Raw genomic sequence first — 16,131 nt, 5'->3', positions numbered from 1 at the left:
GGCCTCCGGTTGTTCCGGCCTGGTCACAGAGCATGCCCCCGACCGTACCCGCAGGCCGCGGGGGCTACGGTGAAGCCGATCGATCAAGGGGACGGGACGTACGGCGACGTACGGGAAGTGCGAGGTAGCGGTGACGCAGAACACGGGGTGGGGCCCGGGCCCCCAGGGCGGACCCCCGGGACCGCCGCCGGGGTGGGGCCCCGGCTGGGGCGGCGGCTGGATGCCACCGCCGCCCAAGCCGGGTGTGATCCCGCTCGGGCCGCTGTCGCTCGGCGACATACTCGGCGGGGCCTTCACCGCGCTCGGCCGCTACTGGAAGCAGCTCTTCGGCATGGCCCTCGTCGCGTACGGGGCCGCCGCCGTGGTCGTGGGCGCCACCCTCGCGATCGCCCTGGCCTCGGTGCGCCCGCACCTCGACCCCGTCTTCAATCCGCCTTACGGCGAGGACCCGGCGGGCGCGGACGTGCGGCCGGTGGTGATCGCCGGGGTCGTCGTCCTCGTCGTCGCGGTGGCGATGGGGCTCGTCGCGATGGCGCTGGTGTACGCGGCCGTCCCGGCCGTGCTCCAGGACGCCGTCCTCGGCCGCCGCACCGGCTTCGACCCGGTGTGGCGCAAGGCCTGGTCGCGGTTCCCGGCCGTGCTCGGCGCGCTGGCCCTCCAGTGGCTGGCCGTGCTGGCCACGATGGCCCTGTTCGTCGTCCTGATGGTGGTGACGGTCGTGTCGGGCTCGCGCCACCACGAGCCGCCGGCGGGGCTGATGGTCCTGTTCGTGCTGCTCTTCCTCGCGCTGATCCCGGTCGGCCTCTGGCTCTGGGTCCGCTACGGGTTCGCGCCGGCGGCCGCTGTCCTGGAGAACCAGCGGCCCCTCGAAGCCCTGCGCCGCTCGGCCCGCCTGGTGAACGGCGCCTGGTGGCGGACGTTCGGCATCCTGCTCCTCGTCGGCATGATCAGCAGCGTGATCGGCTACTTCGTCCAACTGCCGTTCACCTACGGCGGGATGCTCGCAGCGATGCCGCTGCTCATCTCCAGCGGCGACACGGTCGGGCCGAAGGTGACGGCCGTCGTCATCGTCGCGGTGCTGTACCTCGTCGGCATGGTGGTCAGCCAGTTCCTGACCACCACGCTGCCCCAGCTCGCCACCGGCCTGCTCTACGTCGACCAGCGCATCCGGCGCGAGAACCTGGCCTCCTCGCTGGCCGACGCGGCGGGCGTCCCGCCGGTGGCGCCGCCCGCGGTGGGCGCCTGGTAGCGCCGGTTCAGCCGGTCACCGTGAACCACGTGGCCCGGGACTTCTTCCACTCCGGGTGGGTGAGGTCCTTGGCCTCGGTTCCGTCGCCGTAGAGGTCGGCGGAGCCGTCGTCGGTGATGAGCTGGGCCCGCGCGCCCGGCGCCGACAGATCGGGCACGTCCACCACGGCCTCCCAGCCGCCCGGGTCACCGGTCGGCAGGTCGACCCGCTTGACGGGGGCGTGCCCCGCGACGCCGTCCCACGCATAGACCGCGTACGGGTCGGAGTTGTCGTCCGCGGCCCAGGAACCGGCGACGATCAGATACTGGTCGGCGGCGTTCTTGCGGATGTCGCGGATGCTGAGCCCGCCGAGGTCGAGCTCGATGGGCGCCCCCATGACGGCCTTCGCCCCGTCCCCGACGACCTTGTCGAAGTTGGTGACGGGCACGAGCAGCGCCTTGCCGCCGTTGCGCGGCGGCACGAGCGGTGCCCGGAACCCTATGTAGGCCGTGCTCGTGGAGCCGGGCGCGAACTCCAGGCCCTCCACATTGAACCCGTCGATCTGCTTGGGCGCCTGCCCCGCGGCGGTGGCCGCGGCGAACCCGTAGCGGTCACCGTTCGCGTGGTCCCAGCCGACGAGGTCGTCCCGCAGCTTCTTGTACGAGCCGCCGAGCGTGAGCTCGGTGGCGGCGCCCGAGCCGGTGACGGTGGTGGTGAAGACGGTGTTCCGGTCGGCCTTGTAGACGCCGTCCTTGTTGTTGCCGAGCGAGCCGGTCCAGTAGATGGTGTTCCCGACGCGGGCCGCGCCCTCGATGTCGATCTCCTTGGAGACGCCGAGCCGCGCGCTGAAGTCCCAGGTCCGCACGGGTGCGCCGGAGACCGAACGGTCGTAAAGGCGCAGGGTGTTGGACTCGTCGTCGGCGACGATCACATACCCGCCGCCCACGTCCACGGCGGCGGAGGCGTCGCTCGACCCGGTGAGGTAGCGGGTGTCGGTGGCGCCCTGGACGGCGGCCGAGGCCGCGTAGTGCAGCGTCCTGGTGGCGCTCTTGCCGCCGAGCCCGGTGACCTTGAGCGTGAGGTCGGTGTAGCCCCGCGCGTGGGCGGCGACCCTGAGCTGCCGCGTGGCCCCGGTCCCGCTCACGGTGACGTCTCCCGTCCCGGCGACGGACGGCCGGGAGCTCGCCGAGGCCGCCACGGTCAGCGCCGAGGCGTCGGCCCCGCTCTGCGCGACGGTGACGGTGACCACCGGGTCGCCGGTCGCCCCCACGGCTCCCGACAGGTACGACGCCGAGAGCGCGATGGTCGGCGTACCGTAACTCGCCGCGTGCGCAAGGGAGTTGGGGCCGAGGAGGGACAGCGCGAGCACGCCGGACGCGGCGGCCGCCGTCCTGGCACGGCGGAGCGATGGGTGATGCGGCACGGGGCGGCCTCTCGTCGGCGGGGTGTCGTCGAGTAGGTTCCGGCCGCCCCGCCAATGGCGGGCGTACGACATCCGTACGGCGGGCGAACGTCAGTCGATCAGGGGCCGCCCGTGCCGCGCGACGCACAGAGGCCCCCGGCACCGATGGTGCCGGGGGCCTCTATACGCAGGCGCCGCTCAGACGTTGAACCCGAGCGCGCGCAGCTGCTCGCGGCCGTCGTCCGTGATCTTGTCCGGGCCCCACGGCGGCATCCAGACCCAGTTGATCTTCAGCTCGCTGGCGATCCCGTCGGTGGCCGACTTCGCCTGGTCCTCGATCACGTCGGTCAGCGGGCAGGCCGCCGACGTCAGGGTCATGTCCAGCGTGACGACGTTGGAGTCGTCGATGTGGATGCCGTAGATGAGGCCCAGGTTGACGACGTCGATGCCCAGCTCGGGGTCGACGACGTCGTACAGCGCCTCGCGGATCTCTTCTTCGGTCGCCGGCTTGATCGCCGCCTCCGCGTTCTCGGTCATGCCGTCTTCCTTTCGGCGAGCTCGCCCAGAGCCTGGGCCGTCGCGTCCTTCCAAGCCATCCAGCTCAGCAGAGCACACTTCACTCGGGCGGGGTATTTGGAGACGCCGGCGAAGGCCACCGCGTCCTCCAGGACCTCCTCCATCGCGTCGTCCGGCTCCAGCTGGCCCTTGGACTGCATCAGCTCCAGGAAGGTCTCCTGGATCCGCCGCGCCTCGGCCAGGTCCTTGCCGACCAGCAGGTCGTTCAGGACCGAGGCGCTGGCCTGGCTGATCGAGCAGCCCTGCCCCTCGTAGGAGACGTCCTCGATCCGCGACCCGTCGTACTTCACCCGGAGGGTGATCTCGTCGCCGCACGTCGGGTTCACGTGGTGCACCTCGGCGTCACCGTCCCGCAAGCCCCGGCCGTGCGGGTGCTTGTAGTGGTCCAGGATGACGTCCTGGTACATCGAATCAAGCTTCACAACGAATTACCTCGCGTCCTCGCGTCCCTTGCGTGACGTGCCTTGTGGGCCGGGGCCCGGGGGGGTGTCCCCCGGGAGAGCACAGCACCCCTAGCCGAAGAAGTTGCGTACGTGCTCCAGGCCGTCCACCAGGGCGTCGACCTCGGCGGGCGTGGAGTACAGATAGAAAGACGCTCGCGTGGTCGCGGGAATTCCGTAGCGCAGGCAGACCGGGCGCGCGCAGTGGTGACCGACGCGGACCGCGATGCCCTCCTCGTCGAGGACCTGTCCCACGTCGTGCGGGTGGATGTCGCCCAGGGTGAAGGAGATCGCCGCGCCGCGGTCCTCGGCCGTGGTGGGGCCGATGATCCGCAGGTCGGGCACCTCCAGGAGGCGCTTGACCGCGTACTCGGTGATCGCGTGCTCGTGCGCGGCGATCTTGTCCATGCCGATCGAGGACAGGTAGTCCACCGCCGCGCCCAGGCCCACGGCCTGCGCGATCGGGGGCGTGCCCGCCTCGAACTTGTGCGGCGCCGGGGCGTACGTGGAGGAGTGCATCGAGACCGTCTCGATCATCTCGCCGCCGCCGAGGAAGGGCGGCAGGTCCTCCAGGAGCTCCTGGCGGCCCCACAGGACGCCGATGCCGGTCGGGCCGCACATCTTGTGGCCCGTGAAGGCCACGAAGTCGGCCTGCAGCGCCTGCACGTCCAGCGGCATGTGCGGGGCGGCCTGCGAGGCGTCGATGCAGACCAGGGCGCCGACCTGCTGCGCCCTGCGGACGATCGCCTCGACCGGGTTCTGCGTGCCGAGCAGGTTGGAGACCAGCGTGAAGGAGACGATCTTCGTCTTCTCGGTGATGATCTCGTTGATGTTCGACAGGTCGAGCCGGCCGTCGTCGGTCAGGCCGAACCACTTCAGCTTCGCGCCCGTGCGCTGCGAGAGCAGCTGCCACGGCACGATGTTGGAGTGGTGCTCCATCTCCGTGATGACGATCTCGGTCTCGTTGTCCACGCGGTAGGGCTCGTCGGCCCAGCCCAGCATGTTGGCGACGAGGTTGAGCGACTCCGAGGCGTTCTTGGTGAAGATCACCTCGTCGCGGCTCGGCGCGTTGATGAACCGCGCGACCTTGTCACGGGCGCCCTCGTAGAGCGCCGTGGCCTCCTCGGCGACCAGGTACACGCCGCGGTGCACATTGGCGTTGTGCCGCTCGTAGTACTCGTTGAGCGCGTCGAGCACCTGGCGCGGCTTCTGCGACGTCGCGGCCGAGTCGAGGTAGACGATCTTCTTCCCGTCGTGGACCACACGGTCCAGCAAGGGGAAGTCCTTGCGGATCGCCTCGTCCAGGAGCGCGGACTGGGTGAGGAGGCCCGGCAGCTGTGTCACGTCCTGCCCCTTTCGTTCGCTTCTCCGCCCGCGAGGCGCGTCTGCGGCTCGCAGCTCATCCGCGGGCCGGCGGCCTCGCGTGCGTGGCTCACAGGTCAGCGCCACCCTTCGTGTACGACGCGTAGCCCTCGGCCTCGAGCTTGTCGGCGAGCTCGGCGCCGCCGGACTCGACGATGCGGCCGCCCGCGAAGACGTGGACGTAGTCGGGCTTGATGTAGCGCAGGATGCGCGTGTAGTGGGTCACCAGGAGGGTGCCGACCTCGCCGTTCTCACGGACGCGGTTGATGCCCTCGGAGACCTGGCGCAGCGCGTCCACGTCGAGGCCGGAGTCGGTCTCGTCGAGGATCGCGATCTTCGGCTTGAGGAGCTCCAGCTGGAGGATCTCGTGGCGCTTCTTCTCACCGCCGGAGAAGCCCTCGTTCACGTTGCGCTCGGCGAAGGCCGGGTCCATCTGGAGCTGCTCCATCGCGGACTTGACCTCCTTCACCCAGGTGCGCAGCTTGGGGGCCTCGCCGCGGATCGCCGTGGCGGAGGTGCGCAGGAAGTTGGAGACCGAGACGCCGGGGACCTCGACCGGGTACTGCATGGCGAGGAAGACGCCGGCGCGGGCGCGCTCGTCGACGGACATCTCCAGGACGTCCTCGCCGTCGAGCGTGACGGTGCCGCTGGTGATCGTGTACTTGGGGTGCCCGGCCAGCGAGTACGCCAGGGTCGACTTGCCGGAGCCGTTGGGGCCCATGATGGCGTGGGTCTCGCCCTGCTTCACGGTCAGGTCGACGCCCTTGAGGATCTCCTTCGTACCGTTCTCGGTGTCGACGGAGACGTGCAGGTCGCGGATTTCAAGCGTTGCCATGGGGAACTCAGGACTCCTGGGTGACGGAGACGAGCACATCGTCCCCTTGGATCTTTACGGGGTATACGGGGACGGGGCGCGTCGCGGGCAGGCCGGACGGCTTACCGGTGCGCAGGTCGAAGCTCGAGCCGTGCAGCCAGCACTCGATGGCGCAGTCCTCGACCTCGCCCTCCGACAGCGACACGTTCGCGTGCGAGCAGATGTCGTTGATCGCGAACACCTCGCCCTCGGTCTTGACGAGGGACACCGGCGTGCCGTCGATCTCCACCCGCTTGGGCGTGTCGCTCTCCAGCTCGCTCAGCGCACAGGCTTTGACGAAGGCCATCAGACGGAAGCCTCCAGCTCCGTCTCGATCTTCGCCAGCAGGCGCTCCTCGACGTCCGGCAGACCGATCTGCTGGACGAGCTCCGCGAAGAAGCCGCGCACGACCAGGCGGCGCGCCTCGGTCGCCGGGATGCCGCGGGACATCAGGTAGAAGAGCTGCTCGTCGTCGAAGCGGCCGGTGGCCGAGGCGTGACCGGCACCGGCGATCTCGCCGGTCTCGATCTCCAGGTTCGGCACCGAGTCGACGCGGGCGCCGTCGGTCAGAACCAGGTTGCGGTTCATCTCGTACGTGTCCGTGCCCTCGGCCGCGGCCTGGATGAGGACGTCGCCGATCCACACGGCGTGCGCGTCCTCGCCCTGGAGCGCGCCCTTGTACACGGCGTTGGACTTGCAGTGCGGGGTGTTGTGGTCGACCAGGAGGCGGTGCTCCTGGTGCTGGCCCTGGTCGGTGAAGTACAGGCCGAACAGCTCGGCCTCGCCGCCGGTGCCCGCGTAGGCGACCCGCGGGTGCAGGCGCACCAGGTCGCCGCCGAAGGTGACCACGAACGACTTGAAGGTGGCGTCGCGGCCGACCAGCGCGTTGTGCTGGGCGACGTGGACGGCCTTGTCGTCCCAGTCCTGGACGGAGACCACGGTCAGCTTGGCGCCGTCGCCGAGGAGGTAGTCGACATTGGCGGCGAGCACCGCGTCACCGGTGTGGTCGATGACCACGACGGCCTCGGCGAAGGCGCCGAGCTCGATGACCTGGTGGCCGTAGGCCACGCCGCCCTCGCCGTGCACGGCGATCCGGATCGGCTCGGTGAGCACCGTCTCCTTGGGGACGGTCACGACGGAGGCCTGGGCGAAGGACGAGTACGCCTGGGCGGCGACCCGGTCCACCGGGGTGCCGGCCCTGCCGAGGCGCGCGTCGTCGCGGCCGACGGTCTCGACGACGACGCCCTCGGGCGCCTCGACGACGACCTTCACACCGTCCCCGGTGGCGACCGCGGTGCCGTCGTGCAGCCCGCGCAGCCGCTCCAGCGGCGTGAACCGCCACTCCTCCTCGCGACCGTGCGGGACCGGGAAGTCCGCGACGTCGAAGGACGGGGGTGCGCTCATGCGGGTGGCGACGGTCGACTCGGCGGCCACCGCGATCGAGCCGGCGGTGGTGGAGCCCACCGGGATGTTTGCCTCAGCCATGGCTGTCGTAGTGCTCTCTTCCTGAATCAGAATCTGCTCAACTGCCGGACGGGGGACGGTCGTCAGCCGACCGAGCCCTCCATCTGCAGCTCGATCAGCCGGTTGAGCTCAAGGGCGTACTCCATCGGGAGCTCCTTGGCGATCGGCTCGACGAAGCCGCGCACGATCATGGCCATCGCCTCGAACTCGGTCAGACCGCGGCTCATCAGGTAGAAGAGCTGGTCCTCGGAGACCTTGGAGACGGTCGCCTCGTGGCCCATGGAGACGTCGTCCTCGCGGACGTCCACGTAGGGGTACGTGTCCGAGCGGGAGATCGTATCGACCAGCAGGGCGTCGCAGAGCACGTTCGACTTGGAGCCGTGGGCACCCTCGCCGATCTCGACGAGACCGCGGTAGGAGGTGCGGCCGCCGCCTCGCGCCACCGACTTGGAGACGATGTTGGAGGAGGTGTTCGGCGCCATGTGGACCATCTTGGAACCGGCGTCCTGGTGCTGGCCCTCGCCCGCGAACGCGATGGAGAGCGTCTCGCCCTTGGCGTGCTCGCCCATCAGGTAGACGGCCGGGTACTTCATGGTGACCTTGGAACCGATGTTGCCGTCGATCCACTCCATGGTCGCGCCCTCGTACGCCACGGCGCGCTTGGTGACCAGGTTGTAGACGTTGTTCGACCAGTTCTGGATCGTCGTGTAGCGGCAGCGGCCGCCCTTCTTGACGATGATCTCGACGACGGCGCTGTGCAGCGAGTCCGAGGAGTAGATCGGGGCGGTGCAGCCCTCGACGTAGTGGACGTAGGCGTCCTCGTCGACGATGATCAGCGTCCGCTCGAACTGGCCCATGTTCTCCGTGTTGATGCGGAAGTAGGCCTGCAGCGGGATGTCGACGTGGACACCCTTGGGCACGTAGATGAACGAGCCGCCGGACCACACCGCGGTGTTCAGCGACGCGAACTTGTTGTCGCCGACCGGGATGACGGTGCCGAAGTACTCCTGGAAGAGCTCCGGGTGCTCCTTCAGGGCGGTGTCGGTGTCGAGGAAGATGACGCCCTGCTCCTCCAGGTCCTCACGGATCTGGTGGTAGACGACCTCGGACTCGTACTGGGCCGCGACACCGGCCACCAGGCGCTGCTTCTCCGCCTCGGGGATGCCGAGCTTGTCGTACGTGTTCTTGATGTCCGAGGGCAGGTCCTCCCAGGAAGCGGCCTGCTTCTCGGTGGAACGCACGAAGTACTTGATGTTGTCGAAGTCGATGCCGGAGAGGTCGGAGCCCCAGTTCGGCATGGGCTTCTTGTCGAAGAGGCGCAGGCCCTTGAGGCGCAGCTTCAGCATCCACTCGGGCTCGTTCTTCTTCTCCGAGATGTCGCGCACGACCGCCTCGGAGAGACCGCGCTTGGCAGCGGCGCCGGCCGCGTCGGAGTCGGCCCAGCCGTATTCGTACGTGCCCAGGCCTTCGAGCTCAGGGTGGGCAGTCTCCGTGGGGAGAGTCATGCGGGGTTCCTCCCGGCCGTGCTTGCAGATGCTTGCTGGTGTGTGGTCTGTGGTGGCGCGCCGTGCGGGATGAACGTGGTGCAGACGCCGTCGCCGTGGGCGATGGTCGCCAGGCGCTGCACGTGCGTTCCCAAGAGGCGGGAGAAGAACTCCGTCTCCGCCTCGCACAGCTGCGGGTACCGCTCGGCGGCGTGGGCGACCGGGCAGTGGTGCTGGCACAGCTGCTCACCCCGCTGCGGCTGGGGCGCGCTGCGCGCCGTAGCAGCGTACCCGTCGGCGCTCAAGGCCTTGGCCAGGGCTTGGGTCCGCGCCTCAGGCTCCACGGCCTCGATCGCGTCCCTGTACGCCCCCGCTTGAGCCTCGACCCGGGCCCGGGCGAACGCCGCGACGGCTTCCTCGCCGGCCGCGCCGCCCCCGGCGGACTGTTCGATCCAGCGCAGGGCGTCCACGGCGAGCTTGTCGTAGGACTGCTCGAAGGCGTCCCGGCCGCAGTCGGTCAGCGCGAAGACCTTGGCCGGCCGGCCACGGGTCCGCGCCCCGTAGACGCGCTGTTCACGCGGCGCGACGACCTCGTCGGCCGCGAGCGCGTCGAGGTGGCGGCGGACGGCGGCCTGGGTGAGGCCGAGGCGCTTGGCGAGGTCCGCGACGGTCGAGGGTCCGTGGTCCAGGATGGATCGCGCGACACGGTTGCGGGTGGACCGCTCACCGGTCGCGAGTTCCTCCTGGGGAACCTCGCCGATGTTTTTCACAACGCCATTGTTGCGTAATTCCTCAGAGCCTGACAACCCGCGTCCCGATCACCGGCCGGTGCGGTGCATCACTTAGGCAAACCTAAGGTGACCTGCGGAAACGATCTTCGGGCGCTCGCCCGGCGGGCCGCCCGGTGGACTCCGCGGCGGGCTTGCGACAGACTCGCCAACCATGCGCACACCGCCTGTGACCGGCCCGTTGTGTACGCGCGACTCGCTCGCCGCAGACCTGCGCGCGCTGGGCGTGCGGCCCGGCGAGACCCTCCTCGTGCACTCCTCCCTGAAGTCGCTCGGCTGGGTCTGCGGAGGACCCGTCACGGTGGTCCGGGCGCTTCTCGACGCGCTGGGCGAAACGGGCACCCTGGTGGTCCCCACGCACTCCGGGGACAACTCCGACCCCTCCCACTGGCGGCGTCCCCCGGTGCCCGAGGAGTGGTGGGAGGCGATCCGGGCCACCACCCCGGCCTACGACCCGCTGATCACCCCGTCCCGGGGCGTCGGGGTGATCCCGGAGACCGCGCGGACCTGGCCCGGCGCCCTGCGCAGCGCCCACCCCCAGACCTCCTTCGCGGCGATCGGCCCGGCCGCGGCCCGCGTCACCGGGGGCCACGCGCTGGACTGCCTCCTCGGCGAGCGCAGCCCGCTGGCCCGCCTGGAGGAGGCCGGCGCCCGGGTCCTGCTGCTCGGCGCGGGCTACGACTCCTGTACGTCCTTCCACCTCGCCGAGTACCGGGTGCCGGGGCCGGTCGCGGAGTTCTCGTTCGCCGCGACGACCGGCCGGGGCAGGCGCTGGCTCACCGTCCGGGACCGGTCCCTCACGAGCGACCGCTTCGACGAGCTCGGCGCCGACTTCGAGCGGGACCGGGCCGGGGACGTGGCGCGCGCCGCGGTGGGCGCGGCCACCGCGCGCCTGTTCCCGGTCCGGGAGGCGGTCGCCTACGCCCAGCGGTGGCTGCCGCTGCACCGGCCGCACGAGGATTGAGCGCGGGGCCCCGCGCCCAGGAGAAAACCCGCGTCGCGCCGGGCGTGTCGGCCCGGGCAGGACCCTGGTGCGGGGACCTGGGCCCCCGGGCAGGGGGACCCCGGACCCGGCCTAGACTTGCCGTTCATGAAGAGCGAGCCCGTCGTCCAGGTCCTGGGCCTGGTCAAACGGTACGGACCCAAGACCGCCGTGGACGGCCTCGACCTCACGGTCGGCGCGGGCACCGTGACCGCCGTCCTCGGCCCCAACGGCGCCGGCAAGACCACCACCATCGAGACCTGCGAGGGCTACCGCAGGCCGGACGCGGGCACCGTCCGCGTCCTCGGCCTCGACCCGGTCGCCGACGCGGGGCGGCTGAAGCCGCGGATCGGCGTGATGCTCCAGTCCGGCGGCGTCTACTCCGGCGCCCGCGCCGACGAGATGCTCCGCCACATGGCCAGGCTGCACGCACACCCGCTGGACGTGGACGCCCTCATCGAGCGCCTGGGCCTGGGCAGTTGCGGACGTACCACCTACCGCCGGCTCTCCGGGGGCCAGCAGCAGCGCCTCGCGCTCGCGATGGCCGTCGTCGGCCGCCCCGAGCTGGTCTTCCTCGACGAGCCGACCGCCGGGCTCGACCCGCAGGCCCGCCGCGCCACCTGGGACCTCGTGCGCGAGCTGCGCGCCGACGGGGTGTCGGTGGTGCTGACCACCCACTTCATGGACGAGGCCGAGGCGCTCGCGGACGACGTGGCCATCGTCGACGCGGGCCGGGTCGTCGCCCAGGGCTCTCCCGAGCAGCTGTGCAGGGGCGGCGCCGAGAACACGCTCCGCTTCACCGGCCGCCCCGGCCTCGACCTCGGCTCGCTGCTCAAGGCCCTGCCGGACGGCACCGCCGCGGCCGAGCTGACCTCGGGCGCGTACCGGATCACCGGCACGGTCGACCCCCAGCTGCTCGCCACCGTCACCTCCTGGTGCGCGCAGCACGGCGTGATGCCGGACGGCATCTCGGTCGAACGCCACACCTTGGAGGACGTCTTCTTGGAGCTGACCGGCAGGGAGCTGCGCGCATGACTCGGGTTCACCACGACACAGCGACCGGCCGGGGGTCCGGGGGTCGTCCCCCGGGAGAACACGGCTTGGAGCCGACCGGCAGGGAGCCGCGCGCATGAGTGCTGGGACGTACGCACCGAAGCCGGGCGCGGCGCCGCTCGGGCGGATGATCGGGGCGCAGACCACCCTGGAGACGCGGATGCTGCTGCGCAACGGCGAGCAGCTGCTCCTCACCGTGATCATCCCGAGCCTGCTGCTCGTGCTGTTCTCGACCGTCGACATCATCGACACGGGCCGGGGCAAGTCCGTCGACTTCCTCGCGCCGGGCATCCTGGCGCTGGCCGTGATGTCGACCGCGTTCACCGGCCAGGCCATCGCGACCGGCTTCGAGCGGCGCTACGGGGTGCTCAAGCGGCTCGGCGCCTCGCCGTTGCCGCGCTGGGCGCTGATGACCTCCAAGACGCTGGCCGTGCTGGTCACCGAGGTGCTCCAGGTCGTCCTGCTCACGGTGATCGCCTTCGCGCTCGGCTGGTCCCCGCACGGCAATCCGTTCGCGGTGCTGTTCCTGCTCGTGCTCGGCACCGCCGCGTTCTCCGGGCTCGGGCTGCTGATGGCCGGCACCCTGAAGGCGGAGGCGACGCTGGGCGCGGCCAACCTGGTGTTTCTGCTGCTGCTCGTCGCGGGCGGCGTCATCGTGCCGATGGACAAGTTCCCCGCCGGGGCGCGCTCCGTGCTGGACCTGCTTCCCATCTCGGCGCTCTCCGACGGGCTGCGCACGGTGCTCCAGCACGGCGCGTCCATGCCGTGGGGGGACCTCGGGATCCTCGCGGTGTGGACGGTGCTCGGCCTGGGCGCGGCCGCGAAGTTCTTCCGCTGGGAGTGACCCGGGACCGTACGGGAGAGGGTTTCCTCCCGGTACGGCCGGGCGCACCCCCCTCGTGAAAACATGCACAAACGGGCGCCTACGATAGGGCGCATGCCGAAAGTGACCCGTGCCGACGTGACCGCGGCGGCCCGCAATCCGCTCCTGTACATCGCGGAGCGTTGGACCGCCTCCCCCCGGATCGTGCGGCGCGCGGCGCTCGCCGCCCTCGTCATGGCGGTCGCCATCGTGGTGACCGGCGGCGCGGTCCGGCTCACGGGCTCAGGGCTCGGCTGCCCCACCTGGCCCAAGTGCACCAGCGACAGCCTGACCGTCACCAGCGAGATGGGCTTCCGCGGCGTCATCGAGTTCACCAACCGGATGCTGACCTACGTGCTGTGCGCCGCGGTCGGCTGGGCGATCATCGCGGCCCGCTCCGCGAAGCCCTGGCGGCGTCCGCTGACCCGGCTGGGCTGGGTGCAGTTCTGGGTGGTCATGGGCAACGCGGTGCTGGGCGGGATCGTCGTCCTGGTCGGCCTCAACCCGTACACGGTGGCCGCGCACTTCCTGCTCTCCAGCGCGCTCATCGCGGTCGCGGTGGTCACCTGGCAGCGCGCCCAGGAGGGCGACGGCGCCCCAAGGCCCTTGGTCGGCAAGGCGGTTGTGCAGCTGACCTGGCTCCTGGTGGCCGCCTCGGCCGCGCTGATCGCGGTCGGCACCATCGTGACCGGCACCGGACGCCACCCCGGCGACTCCAAGGACGTGCCGCGCATCCCGCTCGACTGGACGATGATCACGCAGCTGCACGCGGACCTCGCCTGGATCGTCGTCGCCCTGGCCGTGGCGCTCTGGTTCGTCCTGAAGGCCGTCGACGCTCCCCCCGGGCCGCGCGCCCGGGCCCGCGACCTGTTCGTGGTGCTCCTGGGCCAGGGCGTGATCGGCTATGTGCAGTACTTCACGAAGACGCCCGAGATCCTGGTCGGCCTGCACATGCTGGGCTCCTGCCTGGTGTGGATCGCGGTGCTGCGCGTGCTGCTCTCGCTGCGCGAGCGGCCGGAGATCCCCGCCGAGGTCCCGGCGCAGACCGGCTCGGCGCTAAGCCACGCCTGACAGTCCGTAGACGCGGCGGGCGTTGCCCGCCGCGATCATCCCGGCGACCCGCTGCGCGTCCGTGCGCGACCAGGCGCCGTCGCCCACCCAGCCGCCGAGCACCCGGCCGAGCGCCTCCGAGAAGAGCCGGGCGCCCACCACGTGCAGTTCCGGCAGCCCGCGCGCGCCGCTGGAGTAGAGCAGCTTCCCGAACGGGGCCAGCTCCATGATCTCCGCGAGCACGGCGGCCGCCCTCGCCCCGGTACGCACCAGCGCGGGCCCCACGTCGGCGTACACATGCGGGTGGACGCTGGCCAGGTGGGCGGTCTGGCGGTGGTACGGATAGCCGTGCAGCAGCACGAGATCGGTGCCGAGTCCGCACGTCGCGCTGGCGAATCCGGCGAGCAGCATCGGGTCGGCCATGCCCACCTGGAGCTGGAGCGGACGCCCGGCCGCGACCGCGCTCCACCACAGGTGGCGCAGGAGCACCGGGTCCGCCAGGCGCCCGTGCTTGCGCCGGCCCGCCAGCCACCGCCCGGCCGCGCCGCGCACCTCCCCCGGCCCGGGCGGCTCCGGGTCGAGTCCTTCGCGTACGTCCGCCACCGAGGCGAAGGCCACGGCGGAGGCGGCTGCGGTGTGCACGGCCTCGGCGAGGTTGGCGAGGAAGGACTCGACGGTGCCCGAGGTGTCGGCCACCTGCTCGGCGAGGAGTTCGAGGCGGACGATCTCGTGGGCGTCGGCGGCGCCCGCCGCGGCGATCTCGTGCGGGGCGGTGAGGTCCCCGGGCAGCCCGGTGTCGACCAGATAGGTGGAGATCCCGGAGCCCCGCAGCAGCCGCCGGCCCGCTTCCAGTACGCCGAGTTCACGGCGGCGGGCCAGGTAGTGGGCGGGGGCGCAGTGCGGTTCGAGGCCGAGCAGCGGGGGGCACCAGCGGCGTACCGCGAAGCCGGTCTGGGTGTCGAAGAACGTGGTGCCGGGCGCGGGCAGCGTCCCCGTGCGGCCCAGCGCCGTCTCGAAGGTGCCCAGGCCCAGCTCGGTGCGCAGGACCCCGTGGCAGTACTGGTCCACCAGGGGCGGGGTGTCGATCATCCGGGGCTCCCAGCGGTGGACGCGCTTCCACCCCTCCTAACGGGTGAGCCCCGGATCGGTGTTGCTCGGGTGCCGCTCAGCTGTTCTTCGGACCGCCGAGCTGGATCCCGGCCATGCGGGTCCACTCGTACCGGCCGGTCGTCACCTTGCTCGCGAACTCGCCGTCGAACGCGTCGTGGACGGTGATCCCGGCCTTCTCGACCGCCCGCACGGCGATCGCGTGGCTCGGGGCCACGAGGTTGCCCCAGCCGCCGTCCGCGCCGACCAGCGCGATCCGCGCGCCGCGCCGGCCGAGGTACGCGACCTGGCCCTCGGCGCCGCCGTGCTCCTTGGCGAAGGAGCCGATCTGCCGGGCCAGCTTGTCCGCCCGCCGTTCGGCCCTGGCGTCCTGCTTCTCGTCAACCTGGGTGTCTGCCATGCCGCGATGCTACTAGCGGGTAGCACCGGGTGCGACAAGAGGGGCCAGTGGCTTGCGCCACTGGCCCCTCGGTGCGTCTGCGTCGTCCGCGGCCCGCTCAGCGCAGGAACGGGTCCACCGCGACGGCCACGAACAACAGCGACACGTACGTGATCGACCAGTGGAACAGCCGCATTTCCTTCAGCTTGGCCCCGGTCGCCTCGGACTTGGCGCGGGACTGCAGCGCGTGCGCCTCCCACAGCCACCAGCCGCCGGCCAGGACCGCGACGGCCGTGTAGAACCAGCCGGTGAAGCCGAGCGGGGTCAGCAGCAGCGAGACCCCGACCATGATCCAGCTGTAGAGGACGATGTGGCGCGCCACGACCTTGTTGGAGGCGACGACCGGCAGCATCGGCACACCGACCCGCGCGTAGTCCTCCTTGACCTTCATGGACAGCGGGTAGTAGTGCGGCGGCGTCCAGAAGAACATGACGAGGAACAGGATGATCGGCGCCCACGACATGGAGTCCGTGACCGAGGACCAGCCGATGAGCACCGGCAGGCAGCCCGCGATGCCGCCCCACACGATGTTCTGCGAGGTCCGGCGCTTGAGGATCATCGTGTACACGACGACGTAGAAGAGCAGCGCGCCCAGCGACAGGGCGGCCGAGAGCCAGTTGACCAGGAGCCCGAACCACAGCGTCGAGACCACGGCGAGCGAGAGGCCGAAGACCAGGCACTCGCGCGGCGAGACCATCCCGGTCACCAGCGGGCGCTGGGAGGTCCGGTCCATCAGCGCGTCGATGTCGCGGTCGATGTACATGTTCAGCGCGTTTGCGCCGCCTGCCGAGAGGTACCCGCCCAGCGTGGTGGCGAACACCAGCCACAGCGGCGGAATGCCCTGCTCGGCGAGGAACATCACCGGAATGGTGGTGATGAGGAGCAGTTCGATGATCCGCGGCTTGGTCAGCATCACGAAGGCCTTGACGCGGGCCCCGAATGGCCGATGGCCCCCCGGGCTGGGAGTCAAGATGACCCCTGCGGGTCGGGACTCGACGGCCGTCACGCACACCCCTGACAGAGAAATTCCCAGCAAGTCCC

At 71.0% G+C, this 16,131-nt stretch carries 17 protein-coding genes; 5 read left to right on the top strand and 12 right to left on the bottom strand.

Annotated features, from left to right (window positions below; translation table 11 throughout):
• Positions 1–220 precede the first annotated feature (220 nt).
• Entirely contained in the window at positions 221–1,249 is a 1,029-nt protein-coding gene (locus tag DT019_RS07780) for a hypothetical protein (protein ID WP_114035890.1), read from the top strand.
• 7 nt (positions 1,250–1,256) lie between these two features.
• On the opposite strand, the gene DT019_RS07775 is transcribed toward DT019_RS07780, so the two are convergent.
• From DT019_RS07775 to DT019_RS07735, 9 genes are all read right to left on the bottom strand, one after another.
• Positions 1,257–2,651 (bottom strand): hypothetical protein, encoded by a 1,395-nt coding sequence (locus tag DT019_RS07775; RefSeq protein WP_114035889.1) that lies wholly within the window; start codon positions 2,649–2,651, stop codon positions 1,257–1,259.
• A 177-nt stretch (positions 2,652–2,828) separates the two neighbouring features.
• Positions 2,829–3,167 (bottom strand): metal-sulfur cluster assembly factor, encoded by a 339-nt coding sequence (locus tag DT019_RS07770; protein WP_114035888.1) that lies wholly within the window; start codon positions 3,165–3,167, stop codon positions 2,829–2,831.
• Entirely contained in the window at positions 3,164–3,628 is a 465-nt protein-coding gene (gene sufU, locus DT019_RS07765) for a Fe-S cluster assembly sulfur transfer protein SufU (RefSeq protein ID WP_114035887.1), read from the bottom strand. Before sufU ends, DT019_RS07770 begins: the two co-directional genes overlap by 4 nt.
• A gap of 90 nt (positions 3,629–3,718) precedes the next feature.
• Positions 3,719–4,990, bottom strand: coding sequence for a cysteine desulfurase (locus tag DT019_RS07760; RefSeq protein ID WP_114035886.1), 1,272 nt, complete (start codon positions 4,988–4,990; stop codon positions 3,719–3,721).
• An 88-nt stretch (positions 4,991–5,078) separates the two neighbouring features.
• Complete coding sequence (gene sufC / locus DT019_RS07755; protein ID WP_114035885.1) at positions 5,079–5,843, bottom strand: Fe-S cluster assembly ATPase SufC; 765 nt, start codon at positions 5,841–5,843, stop codon at positions 5,079–5,081.
• A gap of 7 nt (positions 5,844–5,850) precedes the next feature.
• The gene (locus DT019_RS07750; protein WP_114035884.1) at positions 5,851–6,168 is read right to left on the bottom strand and encodes a bifunctional 3-phenylpropionate/cinnamic acid dioxygenase ferredoxin subunit; all 318 of its coding nucleotides are present in this window, start codon (positions 6,166–6,168) and stop codon (positions 5,851–5,853) included.
• On the bottom strand, positions 6,168–7,346 hold the full coding sequence (gene sufD, locus DT019_RS07745; protein ID WP_114035883.1) for a Fe-S cluster assembly protein SufD: 1,179 nt from the start codon (positions 7,344–7,346) through the stop codon (positions 6,168–6,170). Before sufD ends, DT019_RS07750 begins: the two co-directional genes overlap by 1 nt.
• A gap of 62 nt (positions 7,347–7,408) precedes the next feature.
• Positions 7,409–8,830: a Fe-S cluster assembly protein SufB gene (sufB, locus tag DT019_RS07740; protein ID WP_114035882.1), complete on the bottom strand. Its 1,422-nt coding sequence runs from the start codon at positions 8,828–8,830 to the stop codon at positions 7,409–7,411.
• Entirely contained in the window at positions 8,827–9,579 is a 753-nt protein-coding gene (locus tag DT019_RS07735) for a helix-turn-helix transcriptional regulator (protein WP_114035881.1), read from the bottom strand. The genes sufB and DT019_RS07735 overlap by 4 nt, the downstream gene beginning before the upstream one ends.
• A gap of 172 nt (positions 9,580–9,751) precedes the next feature.
• On the opposite strand from DT019_RS07735, the gene DT019_RS07730 reads away from it, so the two are divergent.
• The 4 genes from DT019_RS07730 to DT019_RS07715 all read left to right on the top strand — a co-directional run bounded on the left by DT019_RS07730 (position 9,752) and on the right by DT019_RS07715 (position 13,565).
• Positions 9,752–10,561 carry an aminoglycoside N(3)-acetyltransferase gene (locus tag DT019_RS07730; protein ID WP_114035880.1) on the top strand — a complete coding sequence of 270 codons (810 nt, stop codon included), beginning with the start codon at positions 9,752–9,754 and terminating at the stop codon, positions 10,559–10,561.
• A 126-nt stretch (positions 10,562–10,687) separates the two neighbouring features.
• Positions 10,688–11,614: an ABC transporter ATP-binding protein gene (locus tag DT019_RS07725; protein ID WP_114035879.1), complete on the top strand. Its 927-nt coding sequence runs from the start codon at positions 10,688–10,690 to the stop codon at positions 11,612–11,614.
• 94 nt (positions 11,615–11,708) lie between these two features.
• Positions 11,709–12,476: an ABC transporter permease gene (locus tag DT019_RS07720; RefSeq protein WP_114035878.1), complete on the top strand. Its 768-nt coding sequence runs from the start codon at positions 11,709–11,711 to the stop codon at positions 12,474–12,476.
• Positions 12,477–12,560: 84 nt separating this feature from the next.
• On the top strand, positions 12,561–13,565 hold the full coding sequence (locus DT019_RS07715) for a COX15/CtaA family protein (protein WP_114036060.1): 1,005 nt from the start codon (positions 12,561–12,563) through the stop codon (positions 13,563–13,565).
• Here the strand turns inward: DT019_RS07715 and DT019_RS07710 are convergent.
• The 3 genes from DT019_RS07710 to DT019_RS07700 all read right to left on the bottom strand — a co-directional run bounded on the left by DT019_RS07710 (position 13,551) and on the right by DT019_RS07700 (position 16,102).
• On the bottom strand, positions 13,551–14,633 hold the full coding sequence (locus DT019_RS07710; protein WP_114035877.1) for an amidohydrolase: 1,083 nt from the start codon (positions 14,631–14,633) through the stop codon (positions 13,551–13,553). The genes DT019_RS07715 and DT019_RS07710 overlap by 15 nt on opposite strands.
• Positions 14,634–14,709: 76 nt before the next feature.
• Complete coding sequence (locus DT019_RS07705; protein ID WP_114035876.1) at positions 14,710–15,051, bottom strand: hypothetical protein; 342 nt, start codon at positions 15,049–15,051, stop codon at positions 14,710–14,712.
• A 97-nt stretch (positions 15,052–15,148) separates the two neighbouring features.
• On the bottom strand, positions 15,149–16,102 hold the full coding sequence (locus DT019_RS07700; protein ID WP_114035875.1) for a heme o synthase: 954 nt from the start codon (positions 16,100–16,102) through the stop codon (positions 15,149–15,151).
• Positions 16,103–16,131 lie beyond the last annotated feature (29 nt).

The sequence above is a fragment of the Streptomyces sp. SDr-06 genome (assembly GCF_003324565.1).
Taxonomy (GTDB): domain Bacteria; phylum Actinomycetota; class Actinomycetes; order Streptomycetales; family Streptomycetaceae; genus Streptomyces.
This window is presented reverse-complemented; position numbering and strand designations above follow the sequence as displayed.